Origin of the sequence: Methanofollis tationis, assembly GCF_013377755.1 — an archaeon.
In the GTDB taxonomy this organism is placed as follows: Archaea; Halobacteriota; Methanomicrobia; order Methanomicrobiales; family Methanofollaceae; genus Methanofollis; species Methanofollis tationis.
This window is the reverse complement of the sequence record NZ_JABXWR010000001.1, coordinates 1,172,827-1,198,469: the sequence shown is the minus strand read 5'-3', so window position 1 is coordinate 1,198,469 and position 25,643 is coordinate 1,172,827. Positions and strand designations below refer to the sequence as shown.

General features: G+C 61.1%; 24 protein-coding genes, 2 tRNA genes and 1 pseudogene. 16 read left to right on the top strand and 11 right to left on the bottom strand.

The annotated features are described in order from the left end of the window. Nucleotides 1-62: 62 nt before the first annotated feature. Together HWN36_RS12265 and HWN36_RS06285 are read right to left on the bottom strand one after the other, a co-directional pair. Nucleotides 63-896 carry a transcriptional regulator FilR1 domain-containing protein gene (locus tag HWN36_RS12265; protein WP_176788572.1) on the bottom strand — a complete coding sequence of 278 codons (834 nt, stop codon included), beginning with the start codon at nucleotides 894-896 and terminating at the stop codon, nucleotides 63-65. A gap of 297 nt (nucleotides 897-1,193) precedes the next feature. Continuing rightward, nucleotides 1,194-2,288, bottom strand: a complete 1,095-nt coding sequence (locus HWN36_RS06285) for an RNA-guided endonuclease InsQ/TnpB family protein (protein WP_176788571.1) — start codon at nucleotides 2,286-2,288, stop codon at nucleotides 1,194-1,196. 106 nt (nucleotides 2,289-2,394) lie between these two features. Here HWN36_RS06285 and dps point away from each other — a divergent pair. Together dps and HWN36_RS06275 are read left to right on the top strand one after the other, a co-directional pair. Further along, nucleotides 2,395-2,928 (top strand): annotated as a pseudogene (gene dps / locus HWN36_RS06280) (DNA protection during starvation protein); the annotation flags it as partial. Nucleotides 2,929-3,024: 96 nt separating this feature from the next. Then, a complete protein-coding gene (locus tag HWN36_RS06275) occupies nucleotides 3,025-3,837 on the top strand; it encodes a ZIP family metal transporter (RefSeq protein ID WP_176788569.1) in 813 nt (270 codons plus the stop codon). A gap of 13 nt (nucleotides 3,838-3,850) precedes the next feature. Here HWN36_RS06275 and HWN36_RS06270 read toward each other — a convergent pair whose 3' ends face one another. Together HWN36_RS06270 and HWN36_RS06265 are read right to left on the bottom strand one after the other, a co-directional pair. Next, nucleotides 3,851-5,260, bottom strand: a complete 1,410-nt coding sequence (locus HWN36_RS06270) for an MATE family efflux transporter (protein WP_176788568.1) — start codon at nucleotides 5,258-5,260, stop codon at nucleotides 3,851-3,853. Next, nucleotides 5,232-5,717 (bottom strand): MarR family winged helix-turn-helix transcriptional regulator, encoded by a 486-nt coding sequence (locus HWN36_RS06265; protein ID WP_176788567.1) that lies wholly within the window; start codon nucleotides 5,715-5,717, stop codon nucleotides 5,232-5,234. The genes HWN36_RS06270 and HWN36_RS06265 overlap by 29 nt, the downstream gene beginning before the upstream one ends. Nucleotides 5,718-6,152: 435 nt before the next feature. Here HWN36_RS06265 and HWN36_RS06255 point away from each other — a divergent pair, with 435 nt between their 5' ends. Next, nucleotides 6,153-7,967 (top strand): dipeptidase, encoded by a 1,815-nt coding sequence (locus HWN36_RS06255; RefSeq protein WP_343044940.1) that lies wholly within the window; start codon nucleotides 6,153-6,155, stop codon nucleotides 7,965-7,967. 240 nt (nucleotides 7,968-8,207) lie between these two features. Here the strand turns inward: HWN36_RS06255 and HWN36_RS06250 are convergent, their stop codons facing one another. The 4 genes from HWN36_RS06250 to HWN36_RS06235 all read right to left on the bottom strand — a co-directional run bounded on the left by HWN36_RS06250 (nucleotide 8,208) and on the right by HWN36_RS06235 (nucleotide 12,062). Then, nucleotides 8,208-9,500: a serpin family protein gene (locus tag HWN36_RS06250; protein WP_176788564.1), complete on the bottom strand. Its 1,293-nt coding sequence runs from the start codon at nucleotides 9,498-9,500 to the stop codon at nucleotides 8,208-8,210. 122 nt (nucleotides 9,501-9,622) lie between these two features. Further along, nucleotides 9,623-10,414 (bottom strand): substrate-binding periplasmic protein, encoded by a 792-nt coding sequence (locus HWN36_RS06245; RefSeq protein ID WP_176788563.1) that lies wholly within the window; start codon nucleotides 10,412-10,414, stop codon nucleotides 9,623-9,625. A gap of 139 nt (nucleotides 10,415-10,553) precedes the next feature. Then, a complete protein-coding gene (locus tag HWN36_RS06240) occupies nucleotides 10,554-11,276 on the bottom strand; it encodes a class I SAM-dependent methyltransferase (RefSeq protein WP_218133201.1) in 723 nt (240 codons plus the stop codon). Between the two features lie 204 nt (nucleotides 11,277-11,480). Next, entirely contained in the window at nucleotides 11,481-12,062 is a 582-nt protein-coding gene (locus tag HWN36_RS06235; protein ID WP_176788561.1) for a flavin reductase family protein, read from the bottom strand. A 219-nt stretch (nucleotides 12,063-12,281) separates the two neighbouring features. Between HWN36_RS06235 and HWN36_RS06230 the strand changes: the two genes are divergently transcribed. Beyond that, nucleotides 12,282-13,241: a nucleoside recognition protein gene (locus HWN36_RS06230; protein ID WP_176788560.1), complete on the top strand. Its 960-nt coding sequence runs from the start codon at nucleotides 12,282-12,284 to the stop codon at nucleotides 13,239-13,241. A 101-nt stretch (nucleotides 13,242-13,342) separates the two neighbouring features. Here HWN36_RS06230 and HWN36_RS06225 read toward each other — a convergent pair. Further along, nucleotides 13,343-13,417: transfer RNA gene (locus tag HWN36_RS06225), tRNA-Glu, on the bottom strand. A gap of 169 nt (nucleotides 13,418-13,586) precedes the next feature. On the opposite strand from HWN36_RS06225, the gene HWN36_RS06220 reads away from it, so the two are divergent. The 8 genes from HWN36_RS06220 to HWN36_RS06185 all read left to right on the top strand — a co-directional run bounded on the left by HWN36_RS06220 (nucleotide 13,587) and on the right by HWN36_RS06185 (nucleotide 20,141). Continuing rightward, nucleotides 13,587-14,699, top strand: coding sequence for an OBG GTPase family GTP-binding protein (locus HWN36_RS06220; RefSeq protein ID WP_176788559.1), 1,113 nt, complete (start codon nucleotides 13,587-13,589; stop codon nucleotides 14,697-14,699). A 160-nt stretch (nucleotides 14,700-14,859) separates the two neighbouring features. Next, entirely contained in the window at nucleotides 14,860-15,663 is an 804-nt protein-coding gene (zupT, locus tag HWN36_RS06215; protein WP_176788558.1) for a zinc transporter ZupT, read from the top strand. Between the two features lie 1,164 nt (nucleotides 15,664-16,827). Next, the gene (locus HWN36_RS06210) at nucleotides 16,828-17,064 is read left to right on the top strand and encodes a FeoA family protein (RefSeq protein ID WP_176788557.1); all 237 of its coding nucleotides are present in this window, start codon (nucleotides 16,828-16,830) and stop codon (nucleotides 17,062-17,064) included. Continuing rightward, nucleotides 17,048-17,281, top strand: coding sequence for a FeoA family protein (locus HWN36_RS06205; protein ID WP_176788556.1), 234 nt, complete (start codon nucleotides 17,048-17,050; stop codon nucleotides 17,279-17,281). The genes HWN36_RS06210 and HWN36_RS06205 overlap by 17 nt, the downstream gene beginning before the upstream one ends. Further along, on the top strand, nucleotides 17,278-17,919 hold the full coding sequence (locus HWN36_RS06200) for a FeoB small GTPase domain-containing protein (protein ID WP_176788555.1): 642 nt from the start codon (nucleotides 17,278-17,280) through the stop codon (nucleotides 17,917-17,919). The genes HWN36_RS06205 and HWN36_RS06200 overlap by 4 nt, the downstream gene beginning before the upstream one ends. Next, entirely contained in the window at nucleotides 17,916-19,133 is a 1,218-nt protein-coding gene (locus HWN36_RS06195; RefSeq protein WP_176788554.1) for a ferrous iron transporter B, read from the top strand. Before HWN36_RS06200 ends, HWN36_RS06195 begins: the two co-directional genes overlap by 4 nt. Before the next feature lies 1 nt (nucleotide 19,134). Then, nucleotides 19,135-19,590: a hypothetical protein gene (locus tag HWN36_RS06190; protein ID WP_176788553.1), complete on the top strand. Its 456-nt coding sequence runs from the start codon at nucleotides 19,135-19,137 to the stop codon at nucleotides 19,588-19,590. An 89-nt stretch (nucleotides 19,591-19,679) separates the two neighbouring features. Further along, nucleotides 19,680-20,141 carry a metal-dependent transcriptional regulator gene (locus HWN36_RS06185; protein WP_176789589.1) on the top strand — a complete coding sequence of 154 codons (462 nt, stop codon included), beginning with the start codon at nucleotides 19,680-19,682 and terminating at the stop codon, nucleotides 20,139-20,141. Here HWN36_RS06185 and HWN36_RS06180 read toward each other — a convergent pair. Then, the gene (locus HWN36_RS06180) at nucleotides 20,125-21,243 is read right to left on the bottom strand and encodes a tRNA (guanine(10)-N(2))-dimethyltransferase (RefSeq protein WP_176789588.1); all 1,119 of its coding nucleotides are present in this window, start codon (nucleotides 21,241-21,243) and stop codon (nucleotides 20,125-20,127) included. The genes HWN36_RS06185 and HWN36_RS06180 overlap by 17 nt on opposite strands. Before the next feature lie 66 nt (nucleotides 21,244-21,309). Between HWN36_RS06180 and HWN36_RS06175 the strand changes: the two genes are divergently transcribed. The 4 genes from HWN36_RS06175 to HWN36_RS06160 all read left to right on the top strand — a co-directional run bounded on the left by HWN36_RS06175 (nucleotide 21,310) and on the right by HWN36_RS06160 (nucleotide 24,983). After that, nucleotides 21,310-21,384, top strand: a tRNA-Arg gene (locus HWN36_RS06175). A 67-nt stretch (nucleotides 21,385-21,451) separates the two neighbouring features. Next, the gene (locus tag HWN36_RS06170) at nucleotides 21,452-23,656 is read left to right on the top strand and encodes a DUF3160 domain-containing protein (protein WP_176788552.1); all 2,205 of its coding nucleotides are present in this window, start codon (nucleotides 21,452-21,454) and stop codon (nucleotides 23,654-23,656) included. Nucleotides 23,657-23,683: 27 nt separating this feature from the next. Continuing rightward, a complete protein-coding gene (locus tag HWN36_RS06165; protein ID WP_176788551.1) occupies nucleotides 23,684-24,520 on the top strand; it encodes a geranylgeranylglycerol-phosphate geranylgeranyltransferase in 837 nt (278 codons plus the stop codon). 40 nt (nucleotides 24,521-24,560) lie between these two features. After that, the gene (locus HWN36_RS06160) at nucleotides 24,561-24,983 is read left to right on the top strand and encodes a hypothetical protein (protein ID WP_004038071.1); all 423 of its coding nucleotides are present in this window, start codon (nucleotides 24,561-24,563) and stop codon (nucleotides 24,981-24,983) included. Here HWN36_RS06160 and HWN36_RS06155 read toward each other — a convergent pair. After that, nucleotides 24,958-25,629, bottom strand: coding sequence for a DUF116 domain-containing protein (locus HWN36_RS06155; protein ID WP_176788550.1), 672 nt, complete (start codon nucleotides 25,627-25,629; stop codon nucleotides 24,958-24,960). The genes HWN36_RS06160 and HWN36_RS06155 overlap by 26 nt on opposite strands. Nucleotides 25,630-25,643 lie beyond the last annotated feature (14 nt).

Genomic DNA, 25,643 nt, shown 5'->3' with positions numbered 1-25,643 from the left:
ACGCTCGGCGAATATTCAGCGGACTGATGAATAAAAAGGGTTTCTGACGAATCTGTCGATTTTCAGGCAGGATAGAGCGAAAATTCCTCTGAAATATCTTTATAATACGAAAAAAGCCGCTCTCCCCAGGCCAGGGCCTTTGTGTCGGTGCTGAAAAGGTCGCTTGAGATGTCGTATTTCAGGCTCCCCCTCAGGCACATCCCGAAGGAGAGGAAGGAGTCGGTCACCGTCAGCCCGATGAGGAGGGGGGCCGGGGCCACATAGAGTCTGAAGTGCCGGTGCTCCAGAAGCGCCTCCATCTTTTTCCGGAACGGATCGTTCCTGAGTTCTTCTGCAATTCTGGCGGTGACCACCATCTCTACGGGCACGCCCGCCTGTATCTTTGTCCCGAGGGCATCGGCATGGGGATGGCTCATAAACGAGGAGATGATATGGATCCACGATGCGTCTTTCATCATCTCGAAAAAATACTGGATGACTGAGAAGATATCTGCATCTGAACTCTCCACGATCTCTGAATCGGCGAGGTCGCCGATGTCGCAGAGAAAGGGTTCCGGTATGGCTTCAAGATAATGCGAAGACCAGAATTTTGGGTTTTTGTCAAAAAGAATCGTTGATCTCAGGTAATCCTGGATCTGCGACGAGAGCACCTTTCCCTGAGGGGTCAGGGCGTAGCCGTCGTTGCGGCTCTCGATATAATGTCTCTCCTCCAGGAACCGGATCCTGGGGAGAATCGACTGCGAGGTGCTTCCGGTAACGCTGCGGAGATCTGCGAGGGTTTTGCTCCCTTTCCCCAGTGAGAGCAGGATCTGCAGAAGAAGCCGGGATCTGAAGATCCTCTGGACGGTGTCGTGGTGGCGGGCAAATATCTCCAGGGTGTCCATCGTATCGTTCACGGATCATCTGTTTTTGAGGGTTAATCATTTTTGGATTTTGTTTTCTGACCGGACCCCCTCGTGCCCGGGGCAGTATCTCACTCCTCTGTCCCGTCTATTCCTGTCGCAGGAGGGTCTCAGAACACCTGCCCGGCCCACCTTTTTTGCATTCGTTCCCGCAGCTCTGGCGTCTTTCGCCGGGCCGATCCCTTCCCCCTCTCGAAACCTCTATCTTGCTGGTGCGTGAGTATCACGTGTTTTCGGGGGGAAACACAGATGGGTGACTGCTCCCCCGACTGAAGTCGGGGGCATCCCGGGTTACCCCTGAGATTGCAGTCCCAATCTCATAATATTGATCGCCGCGTTCTGGTCGCGATCCATCACCAGCCCGCAATGCGGGCAGGAATGGACGCGATCAGAAAGTGTCTTTGCGACGATCATTCCACATCTGGAGCACATTTGAGACGTGTTTCTGGGGTTCACCAGGATCACGCGTGAGCCAGCCTCTTCCGCTTTGCTCCCGGTGATCGTGATGAACATATTCCAGGCGACATCTGCAATGCTTCTTGCCAGATAGTGGTTCTTCTGCATATTCTTGACGTTTAGATCCTCGAACACAATCGTACCGAACCGATCCACCAATTGACGGGAGGTCTGATGAGCAAAATTGAGCCGCCTGTTGGCGATCCGTTCGTGGATGTGCGCGACGATCTTCCGGGCTTTCTTCCGTTCGGGAGTGCCCTTCTCTGCTTTCGAGAGTTTCCTCTGTGCTTTTGCAAGAGCCTTCTCGTCGGTACGGAAGAACCGCGGGTTCTCGATCTTCTCCCCGTTTGAGAAGGTGGCAAATGACTCCAGCCCGACATCGATCCCGACTGTTGTCTCCTTCTGCGGTACAGGAGACGGTTCGTACTCGACCGCAAAGCAGGCATACCATTTCCTGGTTGCTGACCGCCGGATCGTGAGGGTCTTGATCGTCCCTTCGATAGGTCGGTGGAGGACGACCCGGAGATCCCCTATTTTTGAGAGGGTGAGGGTGTTCCCGTCGATTTTGAAGCCATACTGTGGATACGTGAAACTGTCGTATCGCCCTCTTCCCTTGAACCGGGGGAATCCTGGTTCTTTTTCTCCTGCTTTTACGCGCCGGAAGAATGCTTTGAAGGCAAGATCCACGCGCATGGAAACATCCTGCAAGACCTGAGAATAGACCGTGGAGAGTTCAGGACGTTCTTTTTTCCAGAGAGGGATCTGGCGTTTTGACTCATAGTAGGAGATAGAACGCTGCTCCTGCTCCCATGCGTTCTTTCGCATTGCAAGCGTCTCGTTGTAGACCCACCGGCATGTCTCAAGAGTCTGCTCAAGGAGAGTAACCTGAGACTTTGCGGGAGAGAGTCGGTAACGGTACGCTTTAGGCACAATATCATTGCAGGTAAGATTGAACTATAATGGTATCGGTGGACGGGCTGTATCCCGCCATTGAAATGGCGGGGATTAGCCCTGACTTGATCCTAAAGTTACGCGACAGATGGTGGAGGACGCAGGGGTCGATGTCGATCACCTCATCGAACTGCTGGTGAAGAACGCCGCGGCCGAACTGACCACCTATTATTATTACACGATCCTGCGGGCGAACCTGATCGGGCTTGACGGCGAGACGGTCAAGGAGATCGCAGAGACCGCACGGATCGAGGACCGGAACCATTTCGAGGCGCTCGTGCCCAGGATCTACGAACTCGGCGGCAACCTTCCAGAGAATATGGTGGATTTCCACAATGTCTCGGGCTGCCCGCCGGCGAGCCTGCCCGCTGACCCGACCGACACGATGGCGATGCTGAAGGTGCTGGCCGAGGCCGAACGCTGTGCGGTCAGGCAGTACACCCATATCTGCAACCTGACGGCCGGCAAGGACCACCGGACCTATGACCTCGCCCTCTCCATTCTCAATGAGGAGATCGAGCACGAGTCCTGGTTCTCTGAGTTCATGGGCGAGGGGCCGTCAGGGCATTTCCTGCGGAGAGGGGAGACCTCGCCCTTCGTCTCGAAGTTTCTGCGGTGAAGAGGGGGGGGTCGTGAGGGTGCACCCCGCCCTGTCCCCTGCGCCTTTTTATCTATCAGAGGGTGACCGGGCGGTCGCCCGCCGGGGACATCATCCATGATAGAATCGTTTCAGGCCCTCAATCCGGCACTGCAGGCGCTTCTTGCGGGCATCTTCACCTGGGGAATGACGGCGTTCGGAGCGGCGGCGGTCTTTCTCAGGCAGGAGATCGACCGGAAGGTGCTCGACTGGATGCTCGGCTTTGCCGGCGGGGTGATGATCGCCGCCTCGTTCTGGTCCCTGCTCCTCCCGTCGATCGAGATGTCCTCGGGGAGCGGGCTCCCCGAGTGGATCCCGGCCGCGGCCGGTTTTCTCGCCGGCGGTCTGTTTCTCAGGGGGATCGGCATGGCCCTGCCCCATCTCCATCCTGGTCGGCCCTCAGGGGAGACTGAAGGGCCGACGACATCCTGGCACCGGCTCACCCTCCTGATCCTTGCCGTCACGATCCACAACATCCCTGAAGGGCTTGCGGTCGGGGTCGCCTTCGGGGCGCTGGCGGCCGGTCACGAGACGGCAAGTCTTGCCGCCGCCTTCGCCCTCGCCCTCGGGATCGGGATCCAGAACTTCCCTGAAGGGATGGCGGTCTCCATCCCGTTGCGGCGGGAGGGGCTCACGCAGATGAAGAGTTTCTGGTACGGGCAGTTATCCGGCGTTGTCGAACCGGTCGCCGCCCTGTTCGGTGCGGTGGCGGTTATTTTTGCCGCCCCGATCCTCCCGTACGCCCTCGCCTTTGCTGCGGGCGCCATGATCTTTGTCGTCGTCCAGGATGTCGTGCCCGAGTCCCAGATGCATGGCAATGCCGACCTTGCCACCATGGGCGCCCTGGTGGGGTTTGTGGTGATGATGGTGCTGGACGTTGGGCTGGGGTGAGAGGAAAAAAAGGTTATGCGGTGTGCGGGCCATTCGCGGTGGCGATGAGCCTGGCGATATAAAGCCGCGCCCAGAGGTAGCCGACGATCCCGCCGAGGATATCGCCTGCGACGATCCCCCACCAGACCCCGGCCTCTCCCATGCCCATCGGGATCGCGAGGGCCCAGGTGAAGAGGGTGATGAAGAGGAGGTTTCGCAGGACGCTGATCGCAAGCGAGGTCGTGCCCTTTCCGGTCCCCTGGAAGATCGAGCCCGACATGATGCCCGGCGGCACAAAGGGGTAGAAGAAACACATGATCTGAAGAAAAACGACGATCCCCGGGGCGAGGTGGGCGCTTTCCGGCGAGTAGGTGAAGATGAGGGCGATCTGCGGGGCGATGAGCCAGGTTATGGCGCTCATTGCGATGGCAATCACCACGCCGAGCCCGACCGAGAAGGTATGGACAGTCTTGAGATGTTCGTATTTTCTGGCGCCGTACGCCGCCCCGCCGACCGAGACCACTGCGGTGCTGATGCCGACGAAGGGGATGATCGCAAACATCACGACCCGCCACCCGGTCGTGTAGACGGCGACGGCGTCGGTCCCTGAGATCCCGACGAGGAGGGCGTTGATGATGATGGCAAGGGCCGACATCAGGAAGAACTCGAGGCTTGCCGGCAGGCCCACTTTCAGGATGTCGATGATGGTGCTCAGGTCGGGCGAGAACACCCGCCGTGAGAGGGAGACATAGGTGTCCTTCCTCACAAAGAACCAGAAGAGGATCACCACCGAGACGAGGGCGATTGAGATGACCGTCGCAAGGGCCGCACCGGCGATCCCCATCCCGGCCCCGTAGATGAGGATCGGGTCCAGGACGATGTTGATGATCGATGAGGCGCCCATGGCGTACATCGTCCGCGTCATGTCCCCCTCGGCCCTGAGGATGGCGTAGGCGATGTTGGTGAAGAGGACGAAGACGGTGCCGGTGAAGAGGGTCTGCCCGTACACCGTTGCAAGCCCGGCCGTATCGCCGGCGCCGAGGAGGACGGCGACCGGGCCTGCGAGGAGGATGAGGGGGAGGGTGAGGGCCGCGGAGAGCACCAGAGAGAGGAGGATGGCGTGGACTGCGGTGTTGTCGGCCCCTTCTCTGTTCCCGGCCCCGATACGCCGGGCGATCGCGGAGGTGACCCCGGCCCCGAGGCCGACGGAAAGCCCCATGAGGATCATGAAGACCGGGGTCATGAACCCGACGGCGGCCAGGGCGTCGGATCCGAGGCCCGCGACCCAGATCGCATCGACCAGGTTGTAGGTCGACATCAGGAGCATGGCGGCGATCATCGGGACCGAGAGTTTGAGGATCGCCCGCTTGGGGTCGCCGGTGAGGAGGGCGACGCCCTCTGTTGTTCCCGTCCGCTCAGAGGGTTCTTGTCCAGTGTTCTGCATAGTCGCTGTCTCCTGTTGCCCGGGTCATGGTGAGGCTGTTGCGTGCGATTTTCCTGAGGAGTGTCTGCATTGTGAGGCGTTCGTCTCCGGTGAGTCCGGCGCAGATCTCTTCCTCCCACTGCCGATCGATCCTGACGATCTCGGGTACGATCCGCTCTCCTGCATCGGTGAGAGCGACGAGGACTGCGCGACGGTTTCCGGGGTTGACGGTGCGGCTGACATATCCGGCGTCCTCGAGTTTCCGGACGGCCCTGGCGATGGTCGCCTTGTCGACGTGGAAGCGGCGGGCCAGGGTGTCCTGGGTGATCCCCTGTTCGTGCGCGAGGTGGAGGAGGGTGAAGAGTTGCCCTGAGGAGAGGCCGAACTGTCTCATCCGCTCGTCGATGACGATGTGGTGGGTCCGGTGGATGATGGAGACAAGGGCCCCGAGGGGGACGGTCTCGCGCGGCTGGTACATGGAGATCAGGTTTGGCGCCCTGGAGGGATAATGGTTGTGCGCGCAACTGTTGTGTGTGCAACCCTGCCTGCCCTGACCACCAGATATATCTCCCGGCCGCGACTATCTGCCGTCCGGGGTGAATCTGCTATGACTGATGGCCAGAGAGGGCCGCCCGGGCGGGGGCTCGGGCGGCGGGGGGTGCCGCCTGAAGCATGTATATGCCCGTCATGCGGCGAGGAAGTGTCAAAGACCAGGGGTGTTCCCTGCCGGGAGATGAAGTGCCCGAAATGCGGGGCGGTGATGGTAGGGAAGTGAAAAATGGCCTGTACCGGTCCGGGGCTGTGAGCGAAGGGTCAAATAAACACTCTTTTTAATCGGTGGACGCCTCATTTTTGTATGGATCCATTGTTCGTCAGATCGCAATTGTGTCTTGTAACGATTTTCTTCGCACTCGTGCTTTTTCTTTTATCTGCACCCGTATCGGCGTGCACGATCTTTGCGGTGACGCCCGGCGCCTCAGAGGACGCTGCCATGTATCTCGGCCACACCAACGACGGCGTCGGAACCGACTGGCGGAACATCGACGACATCAGCGTTACCTCTATCCCCGCGGCCGATCATCCGGCCGGGGCGAAGAGGCCGGTCCTCTTCGATCCTGACAGCGGATCAGACGCCGCTGGAAACAAAGACGGAGACGCTTCTGGGTGGATCCTCGGCTCCATCGATCAGGTGCCGCACACCTATGGCTACTACACCGCCTCCTACGGGATGATGAACGAGCACCAGCTCCTGAGCGCCGAGTGCACCGACTATGCCAGGATCCAGCTCGATGCAGAGGAGGGCAGGAGGATCTTTTACTCCTCGGAGCTCTCCAATGTGGCTCTTGAACGCTGCCGAACAGCACGGGAAGCCATCGAACTGACCGGCGCCCTCATCGAGACCTATGGCTATTACGGGACCGGCGAGACGCTCATCTTTGCCGACCCGGAGGAGGCGTGGGTCATCGAGATGTGCTGCAGCCCGTCGGGCACGGGCGGTCTCTGGGTCGCGGAGAGGATACCGGACGGCGAAGTTTTTGTCGCGGGCAACGAGTTTCGGATCCGCACGGTCCGGGAGGGCGACCCTGACATGCTGTATGCGCATGACCTCTTTGCAATCGCTGAGGACTACGGGCTCTGGTCACCCTCAGACGGGGCGTTCGACTGGCTTGAGGTGACGAGTTACGGTGAATACTCTCATCCCTACTATTCGCTGATGCGGGTCTGGAGCATCCAGAACAGGCTCGCCCCCTCGCTGAACCTGAACCCGTACGTGCAGGACTCGTATACGGACGCGCTGCCGTTCACGGTCGCACCCGACAGGAAGGTGAACCTCACCACCGCCCTCTCCCTCTTCAGGGACCACTATGAGGGAACAGCCTTTGACCTGACCGGAGGGATCGCCGCAGGGCCGTTCGGGAACCCGTACCGCTCCCTCGGACCCGCCGATGCGCACACCGATTTCCAGAACGAGACGTTCATTGAGGTGCGTGCCGGTGCGAATCCGCGGCCGGTATCGGCGATATTCTGCAGTTACAGCTATGTTGCAGAGGCGCGCTCCGGTCTCCCTGACCCGGTCGGCGGCGTGCTCTGGTTCGGTCCTGCAATCGCATATGAGACGGTGTACGCCCCGATCTACGCAGGTTCTGAAAATCTCTCGCGCTCATACACGTCCGGGACGAGGACGGTATACGACCCCGATGCCGCCTACTGGACATTTGATTTTGTCACGAACTGGGCGATGCTCAGGTACGATGCGATGATCGAGGATATCAGATCAAAGCAGGCCGAACTTGAAGCAGAATCGATCGAACGGGTGCGCCAGACCGACGCTGAAGCGACCGCCCTCATCGCAAAGGGGGACGAGGCCGCTGCACGGCGTCTTCTCACAAACGTCACCGTTGCACGGGGAGACGAGATCATCGAGGAATGGCAGGATCTCTCGAGGATGCTGATCGTGAAATATGCAAACGGGCTGATCACCGACCCCGGGACCGGGGCGGTGGATGAACCCGGGTATCCGGGATGGTGGTATCAGGCAGCCGGATACCAGTACGGCCCGCGAGTCTATGACCTCGAGAACCTCCGCGCCACCGAAGGTCTGAACTATACGGGCAGAAGTGTATGGGTTCGGGAGAACGCCTCGTTTGAGGAGATCCTGGAACTGATATCTCTGTCCCTGCCTCAATCACAGGTCTGTGGGGCAGCAGGCCCTTCCGGTGAGGTCTGATCGAGTTTCAGGAACCCTCACCCCAGGTGCGAAGAGATGGTACAAGAAAATGCGAAGGTCGCCTCTGCCCGGGGGTTGCACCCCCGGACCCCCGCGCATGATTGCCCCTGGATATGCGGGGACGGGCCAGGCGAAGCATCTGTTGATGAGAAAACGGGATAAACGAGTCGGATTTTGGCAGGGCCAGCGGTCGTCACCGTCCTCACCCTGCGAAAAAAAGGTGGAGCGCTGCCCTGGGCTTCAGGGGCTGACCGGGTCCATGACCCGCCCCATGAAGAGGATCGCCCCGGTATCGTTCTCGACAATGCAGAAGATGAACGGATGATCGGCCCTGAAGACCGGCGTCTCATCCCCGCCGAGCGAGGTCTTCATGTTGATGATCACCCCGGTGGCGGCGGCTGCCTCGGTGCCCTCCTCGTTCACGTCCACAAACGCCTTGTGGACGACGCTGCTGACGAACAGATTCTGTGTGCCGTCCATTCCCGAGAGGTCGGCGGCGTCGGTGAAGGCGGTCGGCATCCCCATCGCAGCAAGCGTCCCGGCCAGCGGGTATGTCGTCCCAAGCGAGAATTTCGGGAAGAATACGTTCACGCGCTGCTCGGTCAGGGATTGCCGCAGGTCGGCAATCTTCTGTGCGTCGAGCGACGCCTCGGCTGCCTGGAGGTCCTGGGGGAGGATGACGAGCATGGAGAGACCTGTGCCGCTCTCGTGGGCATAGGGCATCTCGAGCACCTGGAGGTCATCGGTCTCGGCATAGCCGTAGATCGCCTCTTCGTCGGTCCGCTGCATCATCGGGACGCGCACGCTCTCGCCCGGCCCTTTCCAGAAGGGGGCCTCGACCGTGTTGTTCTTTTCGAACTGCTTCACCCACGTCCCCTTGAAATAGATCGCGTTGGTGATCACCAGCCTGGTCATCGGACTGATGGAACCCTCGGGCAGGAGGTTCTTGATCAGGTCGTTCGTCTTATCCTCCACCCAGCGGTTGATCGTGGCGCGCGACGCCTCGGGCTGGGTGGTGAAATCGAGGTTGGTGACGTTCGCACCATAATAACGCCCGGCGGTCTCGATGTAGTCAGGGAGGAATGAATAGGTCTCCTCAGCCCACAGGGCGTTTGCCGTCCGCAGGGTGTATCCGGCATCCGCGCTGTTGATCCTCGCATCGATCGCCATAAACCCTTCCCGGCGAGCATCGGCGTCTGCCGGGAGATGGAAGACCGTCCTGATCTCATCGGCGGTCCTGTTGCGGGCGCCCTCGCAGGTGATCGCAAGGGCAGACGAGATGCTGTACGGCGAGAAGAAGAGGTTTTCTTCTGTGTACGCGGGATCGTTTCTCAACTGCTGATACAGGTCAAAGGCGAACCGGTTGTTTCCGGCGGCCACGCTGTCGTTTTCCCCGGCCTCCGGGATATCCTCCCCGGCCGGAGGCGTGGGCCCCGGAGATGCCGCATCCTGAACCCCGGTGCATCCGGCAAGGACTGTGGCGATGACAACCACCGATGCCAGGAGCACGAGGCCGGCACGATTCTGTTTCATGCCCGCTCTTTTGGCGTGCTGATAGATATTTCTGGCGTTCACTACGAATTTTTTCGAAGGTATCATTTTTGATGCGTCGGGTATCTGGACGGCTCTGCTGGAAAAATGAGGGGTTTGTGGGATTATGAGGATACGTGCCGCTTCAGGATCTCCTCGTAGGTGCTCGTCCCGGATTGATTGTCGCCGGCTATCATCGAATCGAGTCCCTGCTGGAAGAGCGCCACCACCGGATCAGGTGTGTTTCGGTTGAACGCATAATACAGGTCATAGCAGTCGAGGGTATAGACCGGTTCCATGAATGAGGCGGATCCGGTGGCTTTTCTGGCAGCGATCGTTCCTGCCTCCTGTCCGTAGCACCAGAGATCGATCCGGCCGTCCTGAAGACTTTTGATGATCACTGCAGGATTCTGGTCGGCCAGCATATTCTTCTGCGGGACACCGAGGGCCTTCAACTGTCCGATCGCCGCATCGTTTGTTACGACGCCGATAGTGTAATTCTTCAGGTCTTCAGGTCCGTTTATGGTGATGCTGGATGATTTTGGGGCGAAGAGCACCATTTTTTGTGTTGCAAACGGACCTGCCCATTTGAAATCCGCTTCTCGCCCGGGCAGTCGGGTGATGGAGAAAATAACGGTATTCGGTGTTGATAGTGCGGTGTTGTAGGCCTCGTCCCATTTCATCATCCGGATCTTCCCGGCAGGGATCGGCGTTCCGGCATCTGCGGCGATCTCCTTGAGGATGTCCACGGCAATCCCGGTGACGCTGCCGCTGTCCATGTAGTTATAGGGGGGATAGTCCTCGGTCACATAGGTCAGCGAGGAGAGATCCGCCCCGCCGCCTGTCCCGGTACATCCGGTGGAGAGGATGAGGGCCAGGCAGAGGGCACCGAACGGCAGCAGCACTCTTGATTTCATCGTGGGATGTTATTCGGTTGGATATTAATGATTTGTCATTTTTATCTTGTGGGGCGGAGCGACTTTTTCACGATGTTCTCACGGTTCGAGCACCCTGACATTCCGCTCCGCCCTGAAAGCCCCCGCAAGTTAAAGAAAGTTAGATGGGTGAATCCGCCCTCTCCCACCACATCTTCACCCGGGTCGAATGTCCGGGCACGATGACGGTATCCCCGTCTGTCCGGGCATGACTGCTCAGGTACTGCCTGAGGATCTCCCTCTGCTCATCCGTCTCGACAAAGCACCGCGAGCCAAAGTGGTTGACCGCCTCAGCAAGGTCTGCAAACCGGTTGATGTGCCTGAAAGGGAATACCTCGATGTTCGGGTAGATGGCCATCGAATACAGCACGTTGTAGATGATGTCGCATTTTGGAGAGGGGATGAACGACGATCCATGGAGGAGAGGCCAGAGTTCCCGTGACATCGCGTCCCACGACGTTTCCCCGGCAAACCAGTAGATATACACATAGCGGGAGGACGCCTCCTCCAGCTTCCTGATGGCGTCTCTGATGTCGGGAACGTCAAGAGAGTAGGACGCAAAGACGATATCATACGGCGGGCTGAGATCCTCCGCGACGCTGGTGTCCTCCCACCGTTTCTGTACAACATCGATGTTGCCGATCTCCTCCTCACCGTTCATCTCCTCAAGAACCGAGCACATGCCCTCTGAGGGCTCAACGGCTGTGACATGGTCGACCTGCCTGGCGATGGGAATGGCAAGGGCGCCCGGACCTGAACCGACGTCGAGCACACGCGATGAGGGCGTTAAGGGGAGATCTTTCAGGGTCTTCTGGATCCGTTCTCCCTTATTCTCCTGAGCCATTCTGTAGAATCTGCGGGCTGCATCTTTTGTATCCCAGAAACTTGCATCAGGGGAGTTTCTGTTCGCCTCGTTGTGCCTTTTCCGCTGGTCTTTCCATACATCATTCCAGTCAATTGATTCCATGCATATCTTTCCTTTTTATGATGGTGATGATCTCGAACTGTCCCTGTACACATCTTTGCTACGGCTGATTCCAGAGGCCGATCAGGGTTTCCTGATGAACATCTCTGCGTAGGGCGCGAACCGCCCTGCATCGACCGGACGGGTGTAGCGAATGCCGTCGTTGCTGCAGACCATGGAGAGTGGCCGTGCGGATTCGATGTCGATATCTCCTTTTCCGGTAGCGTAGCGGTCGTTCACCTCAAGGTGAACAACTTTGCCGATGACCAGGGCGTACTTTTCCCTGAGGATCTCTTCAACGAGCTGGCATTCCATCCACGCGACCGATCCTTCGATGCCGGGAGGGGCGACGACGGTGGAGGGGCGGGGCGTGAGGTTTGCCTCAACGAACTCGTCGATCTCGGGCGGGTAATTCCGGGCGCAGATCATCACCTCTTCGATCATCGTCGCCGGCGGCACGTTGACGACGAACTCGCCGGTCTCCCTGATGTTGTCGAGGGTATCGCGCCGCAGCCAGGAAGCAAGGACGATCTCGTCGAGTGGCCGGAGAATCGGCGTTATGTTGCCCCACGGAGCGGCGTTGCGGATCCCGGACTTCGAGATCGTGGAGATCAGCACCACGGGGAGCGGCAGGACATTTTCGCGTTTGTGCGGTGGCAGTTGCATGATTTATACTATTTTTTACGGTATTATTACCTTTTCATTCGAAAATAATATTTTGTGTGCGCATGCCTCCTGGATGCTCGCGGGCGTCCCCGGCTGATTATTACAATTACTCAAATTAATTCTTACTTTGTGTAATTTTTATTGCCTGAAACAAGCATTGAATGCCTTTCAGGTATATGGTTATCACATCTCCCCCGCGCGACAGCGTTTTGAAGAGCCATGTACGACAGTATCATTCAGGCGGTGACGCTGGCAGTCGATCTGCTCGGCGAGATGGTCCCGATGATGGTCGTCGGCGTCTTTCTCGCCGAGGTGCTCGTCGCCCTGAAGGTTGCCGGGAGGATTGCAGTTCTCTCCCGTCCGCTAACCACATTCGCCTGCCTCCATGAGGAATGCGGCACCCGTTTTCTTATGGCCTTTGTCTCGCCTCCTGCCGCCAATGCCATGCTGGTGGATTACCCTACGAAGGATATTATCACGAGACGCGAACTTGTCCTCGCTGCCGTCATGAATTCGTTTCCGACGGTCGTTATGCACTGGCGCTACCTCATCCCGGTCTACATCCCGCTTCTCGGTATCCCTGGTCTCATCTATTTCGGTCTGCTGATGCTGGTAGGGCTTGCAAAGACCGCGGTCATCATGGTCGCCGGGCGGGTCGTCCTCACACCCCCTCCACCCGTTCAGATCCGGTCTGTGGAGGAGCCGGTTGCTGGTTCGTTCCGTGACGCTCTGCGGGAGGCAGGTGCCTCTTCCTGGAAAACCCTGATACGCCTGCTCAAAGTCACCGTCCCCACTATCGTCATCGTCGCCTTTCTCATCAACGCAGGTACATTCGAACGTCTTGCTGAGATGATGCAGGGGGCAGGCGGTTTCTTCCCGGTCCCCCCAGAAGGCTTTGCCATTATCGCTGCTCAGTTCGGTAGTTTTGTTGCAGGTGCAAGCGTCGCGTCTGCCCTGCTCGCTACAGGGGACATGACCTGGCAGGAGATCGTTCTTACCCTGCTCGTCGGCAACATTCTCACCAGCGTGACCCGGAGCATCCGCTGGCTCGGATCATCCTATGTGGCGATATTCGGTATGTGGACTGGAACAGAGATCATGCTGATCTCAATGACGCTCCGGAACGGTATCATGGCGGTGCTGGTCGTCGTGCTGGCGTATGGCCTTGGCTGGGGATAATGGCGCTGTTCCACGCTGGGGGCTGGAGCCAACGGGAATTGCTTTACGACAGAAAAGAAACCTGAACAGATGCGATTGGGTGAATTGAGTTCAAAATCGGATGCTGCTATGGGGATTCGAACCCCAGTCGCAGGAGTGAGAGTCCTGCATGATTGGCCGGTCTACACTATAGCAGCAATGCGCACCTGAGTGCTCTACAATATTGGATATGGACGTATTTAACCATTCCTCTCTGCGCAGCCCGATCAGGCGCTGCCCGCCCCATCGAGATCGAGGGCGCGCAGCACCGGGATGCGGTTCCCTATCCACGATCCTTATGTAGTCAGGCTTACAGATCTATGAGGAATGAGTGGTCTTGAAGATGAGATCAAGGAGATCGAAGACGAGCTCCAGCGCACCGTGTACAACAAGGCCACATCCAAGCACATCGGACGCCTGAAAGCCAAGCTCGCCAAGATCAGAGACGAAGCCGTACAGCGGGCGATGAAGTCCGCCGGCTCCGGGGAAGGGTATTCGGTCAAGAAGTCGGGCGACGGGACGGTGGTCCTCGTCGGTTTTCCGTCGGTCGGCAAGTCCACGCTCCTCAACCAGCTCACCGGGCAGGAGAGCGAGGTGGCGGCCTATGCCTTCACCACCCTCACCGTCGTACCCGGGATCCTGGAGCACAAGGGCGCAAAGATCCAGATCCTGGATATCCCCGGGCTCATCGCCGGCGCCGCCATGGGCAAGGGACGCGGTAAGGAAGTCATCGCCGTGGTGCGGAGCGCCGACCTCATCCTCATCCTCGGCGACGTCTACAACGGGCGGCATGTCGATGTCCTGATGAGGGAACTCTATGACGCCGGGATCAGGATCAACAAGCCAAAACCCGACATCACCATCAAAAAGAGCGGCAACGGCGGTATCAGGCTCAACTATGTCGGCGACGAGGCTCTCGACATCGAGGAGGTCAGGTCCATCCTCGCCGAGAACAAGATCATGAACGCCGACGTCCTGATCAGGGGCAATATCTCGCAGGACGATTTCATCGACGCCATGATCGGAAACCGCGTCTATATCCCGGCCTTCATCGCCATCAACAAGGTCGATCTCGTCGATGCAAAGACCCGTGCCGAGATCGAGGGCGAGCTCACCGACCGGTTCGGCGAGACGCCCTATATGATCTCGGCGCACTCGGGCTACAACGTCGATGCGCTCAAGGACGGGATCTACAATCACCTCGGCTTCATGCGCGTCTACATGAAGCCGCTCGGCGGTCCGGCCGACATGGAGGAGCCGCTGATCGTCCGCTCAGACTCGACGATCGAGGACGTCTGCCGCCGGCTTCACCGCGACTTCGTGGACAAGTTCAGGTATGCAAAGATCTGGGGTAAATCCGTGAAGCACGACGCCCAGCGCGTCGGGCTTCAGCACAAACTCAAAGATCAGGACATCGTGACGATCGTCACGCGGTTCTGAACTCCTGTCGTTGATATTTTTCAGGTGATGGGGGGTGTTCCCCATCTCTTTCCTTCTCTGCCGTCGGCGCCGGAAGGATCAGGTGTTCGCGTTTTTTTGCACGCCCCCGTGAGTATTAAAGCAGAGCAGAGATACATGAGCATGTCCGCCGGGAAAAGGTATGATCGATCCTGATACTGTCGCCGTCGCCTTCGGGCTGACGCTCATCGCCGGGCTTTCGACCGGTATCGGCAGCCTGATGGTCTTCTTCACGAAAAAAACAGGTACGCGCCTTCTCGCTTTTTCTCTCGGTTTTTCCGCCGGGGTGATGATCTATGTCTCCTTCACCGAACTCCTGCCGGCGGCGCATGCGGCGGTCGGCGCTTCATGGGGCGGTGTGCCCGGTCCATGGGCGGTCACGCTTGCTTTTTTCGGGGGGATTGCATTCATCGGCCTCATCGATCATCTTGTTCCCTATCCCCAGAACCCCCACGAGGCGCGGCGGGTAGAGGAGGCGGAGGGCGGGGCGGACGCAGGCCTCTATCGCACCGGCTTATTCACCGCACTTGCCATCGCCATCCACAACGTCCCTGAGGGGATGGCGACCTTCTACGCCGCCACGGCGGATCTGCGGATCGGCCTCTCGATCGCCGCGGCCATCGCCATCCACAATATCCCTGAGGGCATCGCCGTATCCGTGCCTGTCTACTGCGCCACCGGGAGCAGAGCCAGGGCGTTTCTCTATGCTCTCCTCTCGGGGCTTGCCGAACCTGCAGGCGCCCTGATCGCCTTTTTCATCCTCCTTCCCTTCTTTTCGGCGGGTCTTCTGGGCCTGCTGTTCGCCGGTGTTTCCGGGATCATGGTCTTTGTCGCCCTGGACGAACTCCTCCCTGCGGCCCGGGAGTACGGGGAGACGCACTGTGCGATCTACGGCCTGATCGCAGGGATGGCACTGATGGCCGTTGTGCTGCTGGCGACCGCGTAGAGGACGAAATACGGTTCTGGATCGCTGGAAAAGTCTGGCAGGAGGGGTGGCGGATCGGCCCGGCGTTGGTGCGCGGGTGCGCTGGAGATCGGCGTTCACCCGCATCTTTTTCGGGCATGCCAAACCCCTCCAACAATCTTCGGGAAGGGTTCAACCCTGCCGAAACGCCAGGATGTATCTGTTCACATGAGAACAGGAGAACACCTGCACCGGGCCGGGTTGGCATATGCCGTCGCGGCCGTCCTCGACGATCGGACCGTCGGGGAGAGGACGGAAGGAGAAAAAATCTGGCTTGCTGCTTCCCCTGGCACAGGGGTGATGGGATGAGCACGAGATCGACGATCAGAGGTGCGGGCAATCCGGAAAAACTGGCCCGGCTCCTCGGACTGATCCCGGATGCAGCAGCAGTCCCGGAGTGTCGCACGGGAACCGAAAAAGTGCAGGAAAAGGTGATCTGCTAGGAGGATATGCTCCCGTTTTTCCCTGGAAAACGACACGTACCACACAATTTCCACCTCTCTCGATAGTTCTTCGGACGGGCCGGCAAACAACTCCACGCACTGCCGCCGGCTCACGATATCCTGTTTTTTTGGCGCTGTTGAATCGGGCATGAGTCCGGGAAGGCGACTCAAGCATACCCCATGAAATGTTTTTCATGGTAAACCCTCGTGCCGGGTTTGATCTCTCTCCTGTAATCGCAGGGAGGGAGTGCGGATCCCCCGCCTTCCCCATACTGCCTGCCGGGGGTTTCACCCCCCTGACCCCCGCACACGATTAGACCGGGGAAGGCAGCACAGGAGCCTGAATGGCCACTCCCATCTCTCCCCCCAATCGCAGGTCTATGGGGCAGCTGGCCCCCCGAAACCGGCACGCCGATCACCTGCTTTTCGTCCCAGAAACACTCCCCGCCTCTAAAAATCGCGGTCTTTCGCGCATGATTCCCCGGGTCGCCTGAGGGGCGTCAGATGAAGACGTCATGGCGACCCACACAAACGAGCGAAGAGCCTGTTTTCTGCTCCACCCCTGATGTGCGCCCATGCTTCGCGCGCACCGTTCGGAAACATCAAAATTTCCGAATTTTTTTCGGTCGGCCGAGCGGTCCCCTCATACCTTTCGGCTCCGCTTTATCCGGGCCGAAGAGGCCACCTATTCCCTGACCAGAGCATGCAACTGACAGAATGTGGTATCGGTGAAACGGTGCGGGTCGTTGCCGTCATGGGCTGCGAGCGGTTCAGGAACCGCCTCGCCCTGCGGGGGATCGCCCCGGGACAGATCTGCACGGTCGTATCGGCCGCCTGTGGTCCGATCGTCCTGGCCGTCGACGGCGGCACCCTCGCCCTCGGCCGCGGTATGGCCGCACACATCACTGTTGAGAGGAATATTGATGAAAAAAGCAATTAATGATCTTGAATACGGGGAAACCGGAATAATCGTTGATATCCGCGGTTTCCGCCGGGAACTGAACTCCCTCGGCATCAGGACCGGTAAAACCGTGAAGATGATCACGCGCCAGCCGATCAAAGGGCCGGTCGTCGTGATCGCAGGCGATGTCGAGGTGGCGATGGGGTGCGACCTTGCTGCAGGCGTCTTCGTCGATATCAGGGAGGGAGACCGATGAGTCTGCGCGATCGTCTCTTCTCCCGCCCCCGTTTGGGTGTTGAGGTGCCAGAGGGGGAGCGGACGCTCCTTCTCATCGGCAACCCGAACGTGGGAAAGAGCGCCCTCTTCAACCGCCTCACCGGGGGCAGCGCCACCGTCTCGAACTACCCCGGCACCACCGTCGACGTCACGCGCGGCAGCCTCGTTGCGGACCACCAGGCCCGGGAGGTGATCGACGTCCCCGGCGCCTACTCGCTGGAGCCGCGCGACGCCGCCGAGGAGGTGGCGGCCCGCATCGTCGGGGAATATCCCGACGCCGTTGCACTCGTCGTCCTCGATGCCACCCGGATCGAACGGGGCCTCTATCTCCTCCTCCAGGTGCTCGAACGCGGCATGCGGACCGTCGTGGCGGTCAACATGATCGACGCCGCCCGCGCAAAAGGGATCATGGTCGACACGGCGGCGCTCCAGCACCTCCTGGGCGTCCCGGTCGTCTCCACCGCGGCGACGACCGGCGAGGGAACCCGTGATCTCGTCGGCATCCTGCATAAGGCGCAGGTCGCCGATCTTCCGGCTGTCCGGGACCGTGTTGCCGGAAAAACCCCCGAGCCGCCGGCAAACCTCCCGGGCTGCGCCGGGTGCGGGAGGTGCCGATGACCGCACTGTCCATGGACGAGCGCTGGAGCCTTGCCGATGCCATCGCCGGCCGGACCGTCAGGACCGGCGTGTTCAGGAGGACGCTCTCCGACGCCCTCGGTGACCTCACGATCAGTCCGCTGACCGGGATCCCAGTCGCTTTTGCGGTGCTCTATGCGTTCTGGAGCATATTTTCCTCTTTTGCCGGCGACCTGGTCACCGACGGCTTCATGGTCAAACTCTTCGATGCCCACTGGCTCCCCTGGCTCCAGAGCGTCTGGCCAGACCCGCAGAGCATCCTCTACTTCCTCTTTGTCGGGGACCCGGCGGCCGAGAACTGTTTCGAGGCGTTCGGCGTCCTGACCTCCGGGCTCTTCGTCTCCATCGGCGTCGTCCTTCCGGCAGTCTTCATCTTCTACCTCACCATGACGGTGCTGGAGGACTCGGGCTACCTCCCGCGGCTTGCCGTCCTGGCCGACACCCTCCTCCACCGGATCGGCCTCCACGGCTATGCGGTCGTCCCGATGATCCTGGGGCTCGGGTGCAATGTCCCGGCGATCACGGCGACGCGGATCCTGGAGACAGACAAACAGCGGTTCATGATGATGACGCTGATTGCGATCTTCATCCCCTGCGGGGCGCAGCTCGGGATCATGCTCGCGGTGATCCCCGAATCCGTCGGTCTGGTGATCCTCACCCTGCTCGTCGGCTTCGCCCTCTTCGGGTTCATCTTCAACCGGCTCCTCCCGGGCGAGAACCCCGAGATCCTCATCGATGTCCCGCCGTACCGCCGGCCGATGTTCGAGAATGTCTCCCGTAAAATGAAGATCAGGACGATGGGCTTCCTGCGCGAGGCCATTCCTTTCGTGCTCCTCGGCGTCCTGCTCGTCAACGTCCTCTACCTTCTCGGCGTGATCGGCTGGCTGAGCAGCGCCCTTGCACCGGTCTTTGTCCTCTGGTTCGGGGTGCCTCCCGAGACCGTCGGTCCGCTGCTCGCCGCCTTCCTGAGAAAGGACCTCGCTGTCGCCCAGCTCTCCACGATCCCGATGACGGCGTACCAGATGTTCGCCTCGGTGATCCTGGTCTCGATCTACTTCCCGTGCGTGGCGACCTTCGTGATGCTGCTCAAAGAGGGATGGAAGTTCCTCGGCGGGGCGATGCTTGCCCTGATGACCGTGGTCTTCCTCTACGGCGGGCTGATCCATCTTGCCGGCATGCTGCTGGGGGTGGCCTGAGATGAGCGGAAAGATGGCGCTCCGCGCCGTTTCGGTCGTCGCCGGGGCCGCTGCCCTCCTGCTCGGGCTTGCAGATATCCTGGTCTGGATCGGGGGGAGCGGCCCGTTCGAGGTCGGTCTCATCGAGATCGCCGGGGACGATTTCTTCCGCTGGGCATGGGGCGGGGCGGTCGTCGCCTGCGGCGGCCTCCTCCTGATCGGGGGCGGTCTCCGGGGCGCAGGTCTCGAATGGCGGGCGCGCGCCCTCCTTGGGGCGGTCATGGTCGGCCTCGTTGCCGGCTGTGATATCTTCGGGATGATCTGCACCTCCATTCCCGCCGGGGAGGAGTCCGGGGCCTTCTTCAACTCGTTTGCCGGGTTTATCGGCGGGTTTGCCCCGCCGTACACGCCGGCCGTTCTCCTCCTCCCCCTCATGCTGGCGATCGCCTTCTTCCTCCTGAGGGAGGAGGCGACATGAGGGACCGTTCCGACCCTGATCATTTATGCGGCAGGCGGTGCAACAGTGATGCGATTGGCGGGCCGTTCAGGCACCGCCGCGGGAGAGCGATGGCACCGGGAAGATGCTGCGGCCGCGGGCCGCTGAGCAGGAAGATCGAGGACTACCTGGAGGCGATCCTCTGCGTGGCGCGGGAGAAGGGGTATGCCCGGACCTCTGATGTGGCAAAGGAACTCTCGGTCTCCCCTTCCAGCGTTGTCGAGATGTTCCAGAAACTCGGGCAGATGGGGCTGGTCACCTACCGCCGGTACGAGGGCGTGACCCTCACGCCCGAGGGCCGGTCGATCGCCGAGGTGATCGCCTTCAGGCACGAGACTCTCAAGGGTTTTCTCTCCCTGATCGGCGTTTCTGACCGGGTCGCCGGGGAGGACGCATGTTTTATGGAGCACGAGCTCCACAACGAGACGATCGAGCAGGTTAAGGGCCTGGTCGAGTACCTGGAGTGCTCCCCCTCGTTCAAAACAGAGTTCGAGGCTTTTTTAAAGACACGGCAGTTCAAGCGGGATCGGTGATCGCCGCCTCGATCGCCGCGAGCGGGGCGTCGGTCCTGATCCCGGTGCCCTCGTAATGCGTCCGCGTCGCCAGGTAGCCGCCGCAGCGGAGGCGCTCCAGCACGATATCGATCGCCGGCGGCGAGGCCCTGAGCGTCTTTGCGATCCGGTGGTAGTCGTAGAAGGTCGAGGTGGGGAGTTCGTCCCTGAGGACGGGCAGCAGCCGCCCCAGGTACGACGCCGTGCCGAGCGTCATCTCCGGGAGCAGCGCCTCCATCGCCAGAAGGGTATCGGGGTCGTTCACCGCCCCGAGCCAGAGGGGGCCGATCGGTCGCAGGGCCGTGCCGCAGCAGGGGCAGACGCCGGACTCTGACAGGAGGCCGGTCCTTTCTTCGCGGTAGAAGCAGCCGGTGCACTGCATCACGTACCCGATCCGGTCGAGTGCCTGGTCGGCGTTCTTCACCCGCGGGCGCGTCCTGAGGTGGAGGCGGACAAAGTGCTCGTGGGCAAAGCAGAAGAGCGGTTCGATGCCGCGGTCGTACTTGATCATCTCCCGCGCCACGAAACCGAGGAGGATGCGCAGCCCGACCTCGCCGTGGTACTCCGTGTTCATCGGGCGGGCGAAGTAGCGGCGCATCCCGGCCTTTAAGTGGGCGCCGCAGAGCGGGGCGGTGTCGGTCGCCGTGACGAAGAGATACCGTTTTGCGCTCCGGCAGGAGGCGTCCACGAAGGGCGCGGGCGTCCCGAAGGGGTCGAGGTCGACGGCGTCGAAGCGCCTGGTGCTCATCAGGGCGTTGGCGTCCTGGCAGGTCACCTCGATCGCCCCGCCGATCCGTTCGGCGTTCGCCCGGATCTCGGCCGCGGCTGATGGATCGATGTCGTTGATCGTCACGGCGATCCCGGTCTCGTGGGCGACCCGCAGCCCCCGCACCCCGGTCGCCCCCATGGCGTCGAGGTAGTCTGAAGGGTGCACGGCGGCGAGGAAGAGCACCGTCCCGTCCCGGTTCGCCTCCATCTTCCGGTTGTAGAAGATCGGGGCCGATCCCGGCGGGAATGCCGCTCCCTCGTCCTGAACCGGTGCAAAAAATGTTGTCTTCCCCTCGGTGACCGGCAGGCGTTCCATCGTGCCAGAAAGGTGGCCTCTCACAAACCTTAATACCATCTCAACGACCACATTACTAGAGTCCCGGGGCTTGTGGCCTAGCCAGGACATGGCGTCAGCCTCCTAAGCTGAACGCCGGGGGTTCAAATCCCCCCAAGCCCGTCCTTTTTGCTACGAAGATCTTCGCAGTCATCTGCATCTTTATCACCTGCTGTCTCCATGCTGGGGTATGGAGTGGACAGTGCTGATCCTTGCCGTCGCCGCCGTCCTGCTGACGGCCGGGTGCACCGGCGGCGGCGAAGAACCGCCTGAGAACGATTCCCCGCTTGCGGCAGGCGGCAGCGCGGTGAGCGCGCATTACCGATCCCTTCCCCTCGACCTCACCCCGGCCTCGCCGTCCTATCGCCTCCCCCTCGACCCGGAGAGCGTCTGGAACCGGGGGGCGGTGGCCGCCGGCCTCTCTCTGGACCGGAACGCGACCGCCCTCCTCGAACAGAACGGGTTTGTGACGATCGAGAACCCCTTCAACCCGCGGGAGACCGACATGGTCAGGCCGTACACCGTCCTGAAGGAGCGCGGCATCCCGGTCTTCGTCACCGCCGATTCGGTCCTCCACCTCTATCACATCCAGTTCGACGAGACGATGCGGACGATCGAGGAGGAACAATTTTATGACGACCTGTGGACCCTCGACGCCGCCCTGCTCGACGCCTCGATCGAGACCGCGGCCACCGCCGAAGGGCAGGCGAGGGAGGCGGCCCGGCGAAACGCCGCTTATTTTGCCGTGGCCCTCGCCCTTCTGGCGCCGTCCGCGGACGGGGATAATACGGGTTTTTCCCCGGAGGATGCAGTGCGCTATGCGGCGCCGTCCGCACTTCCGCCCGCCGCCGTCGACGAACTCGCCCTGATCCGGGCCCGCGCCGGTCTGGCGGAGAGCCCGATCTTCACCTATGCCGAGGACTACTCGCAGTACCTTCCGCGAGGCCACTATACGCGATCCGCGCGGCTGGAACATTATTTCCTGGCGATGATGTGGCACGGGCGGATGACCTTCCTCCTCACCGGCGGTGACGAGGGCTCGATCGTCAGCGCGGAGGAGGCGGCGGTCCAGACGGCGGCCGCCGCCCAGATCGCCGCGGCGCTCGAGGCCGACCCCTCCCTGATGGCGCGCTGGAACCGGATCTACGAGGTCACCTCTTTCTATGCCGGTTATTCCGACGACCTCGGTCCGCACGAGTATATCGAGGCGATGAAGGGGGCGCACGGCGGGGTGAACCGCACCCTCGCCGCGGACAAGACCGCCCTCCTCCAGGCGGAACTCCGCACCCATCCGCCCCCGGCGATCTCCAGCGGCACCGGCTACCGTGCCGTCGGCAACGAAAAAGAGGGGCGCAAGGCCCTCAACGCCACCATGGGTTTCAGGCTCATGGGCCAGCGGTTCGTTCCCGACTCGTATGTCTTTTCCGAACTGGTTTCCCCCTATACCGGCGCCTTCACCGGGATCGGCGCGCCGTTCACCCTTGTCCAGGGCGAGCGGGCGATCCCGACCGCCCTCGACCTCATGGCCCTCCTGGGCTCTGAGCGGGCCGCCGCCCTTCTGGACGCGGGCGGGGACAGCCGGTATCTCCACTATGACCGGGTCTACGGGAGGCTGGAGGGGGAGTTTGCCGCCGTGAACGAGAGCGGGTGGAACAGGAACCTCTACTGGGGCTGGCTCTCCTCCCTCCGCCCGCTTCTCGCCACCTTCGGGGACGGGTATCCAGCCTTCATGCAGACCCCTGCATGGCAGGAGAAGGAACTGACCACCGCCCTTGCCTCGTGGACCGAACTGCGCCACGACACGATCCTCTATGCGAAGCAGAGTTACACCTCTGGCCGGGCGATCTCGGTCAAACCTGAGGAGCAGGCGGTCCCGGGGTATGTGGAGCCGGTGCCCGGGTTCTACACCCGCCTCCACGCCCTCACCGCGATGACGCGGGAAGGGCTTGCATCCCTCGATGCCCTCGACCCGGTCTCGGAGCGGCGCCTGCAGACGCTGGAGACGACCCTCGATCGCCTCACCGCCATCTCGGTGCAGGAGCTGGAGGGCAGACCCCTCACCGCCGCCGATCACGCCTTCATCAGGAATGTCGGCGCTCTCCTCGACGGCACCCTGACCGGCGTCGACGACCGGGCAAAGACGACGGCGATCGTGGCCGACGTCCACACAGACCCGTACCATGACCTCGTCCTGGAGGAAGGGGTCGGCTACACCGGCCTCGTCGTCGTTGCCTGTCCGGCGCCCGACGGGTCGGTCACCCTCGCCGCCGGCCCGGTCTTCTCGTACTACGAGTTCACCGTCCCCCTCGCCGGCCGCCTCACCGACGAGGCCTGGCAGGGGCGCCTCCGGCAGGACCCGCCTGACCGCCCCTGGTGGACCGCCGGCCAATCTTGAAATACCCTGCCGTCGCATTTTTTTAAAATGCACGGCTATCTTGCCATCACCCGGCCGACAAACGCCATCGTCGCCGGGCTTGCCGGCGTGCTCGGCTCCCTCATCGCCACCGGCACCCTCGTCCCGGAAGCCGCCGTAGTGATCGGGATCGTCGCCCTCGTCACGGCGGCCGGCAACGTCGTCAACGACTACTGTGATGCCGGGATAGACGCCGTCAACCGGCCTGACCGGCCGATCCCGGCGGGCACGGTCTCGCTGAGGGGTGCGCTCGTCTACGCGGCGCTGCTTTTTACCGCCGGCAACCTCCTCGCCCTCCTCACAAACCCGCTCTGCCTCGGGATCGCCCTTTTCAACTCGGCGCTCCTCGTGCTCTACGCCGTCCGGCTGAAGGCGACGCCGTTTCTCGGCAACCTCGCCGTCGCCTACCTCTCGGCCTCGATCTTCCTCTTCGGCGGGGCGTTCGCCGGGATGGACGGCCTTCTTGCCACCCTGCCGGTGGCCGGCGTCACCTTCCTTGCGATGACGGCACGGGAGGTTCTCAAGGACGCCGAGGATATCGAAGGGGACCGTGCCGGCGGGGCGCGGACCCTGCCGATGATCGTCGGCGTGGACCGGAGCGTCGGCATCGCCTTCGTCTTCGCCCTCGCCGCCGCCCTCCTCTCCATGCTCCCGGTCTTCTGGTGGTGGAGTCTGCCCTATCTGGCGGCGATCGGCCTGCTCAACGCCGGGGTGCTCTACCGTTCCCTCGCGGTGCGGGGGTGCACGACGCCCGCCTGCATCCGCCGCTCCGGTGTCACCGCCACCCTGAAGAAGGGGATGTTCCTCTCCCTCCTGATCTTCACCGCCGCAGCACTCCTTTCCTAAATTTTTTAATGGTGGGGGTGCATGATCGTAGTGGTATTATATGAAGGTCTATCAGAGCGGAGACACCTATATCGCCCCGAAAGGTTCTTTTTTTGACGGGAATGTCCACATACCCGGGGACTTTATCGTCCCGCCTGAGACCCATATCTGGGGGTCGCTCGACGTCGACGGCCGGCTCGAACTGGGCGCCCTCTCCACGGTCGGCAAGGATGTGCGGTGCAAGTCCGGCGTCATCGGCCGGAGCGTCAGGATCAAAGGGGCCCTTTCGGTCGGGGAGAACGTCACCATCTCGGACAACGTCATCGTAAAATCGGTCGCTGCCGGGGGCGACATCATTCTGCGCCCGGGGATCAAGGTCGGCGAGGTGAAGAGCGACGCCACGATCTATGTCTACGGCAGGATCCTGAGCACCCGGCTCATCGGCAGAAATGTGAAGGTCATCGGGAATCAGGCAAACCAATAACGGCGATATCCCGCAGCTCGTGCCAGTCGAGGAGGGTCTCGACGCACCCGTCTTTCAGGGTGACGACCCCCATCCCGACAACGCCGGCCCGGTCGCAGAGGTCGAGCCCCTCTTTTATCTCCATCAGGCAACCGACGCCGATGATCGCTTCGGGCCGGTATTTTTTCATCATTCTCTTGATGAGGGTGGAGCCCGGGGCGATAAAGATGCGATATCCCATCGCCTCATAACTATCGATCTCCCGGCCGATATCGCAGCGGCCGCAGCGGCGGCAGACGAGCCCCTCGGGGGTGAGGTGCGCCGGGCACTCGGCCGACCGCAGGCACTGGGGCAGGTATATCGCCCGCTTTTCGACCGGGATCTCCTCGAACTGCTTCAGGCTCATCGTGTTGTGCAGCCGGATCGAGAACTTGATGAGGTCCTGGTCTTCAAACCCGAAGAACTTGCAGATCCCCCTGACCATCCCTTCGAGGAAGACCATCCCGCTGTTGATGAGCCGCGGAAAATAGACTTTCCCCCGCTGGATGGAGAGCGTCATGATGAAGATGAGGGCGAGGGATGCGACGAACATGCCGAGGATCAAAAAGACCGTCACCTCGCCGATGAGGAACATCGCCTGCGTCCAGAGCGGGGAGTCGAGGAACATTGCTACACTATTCG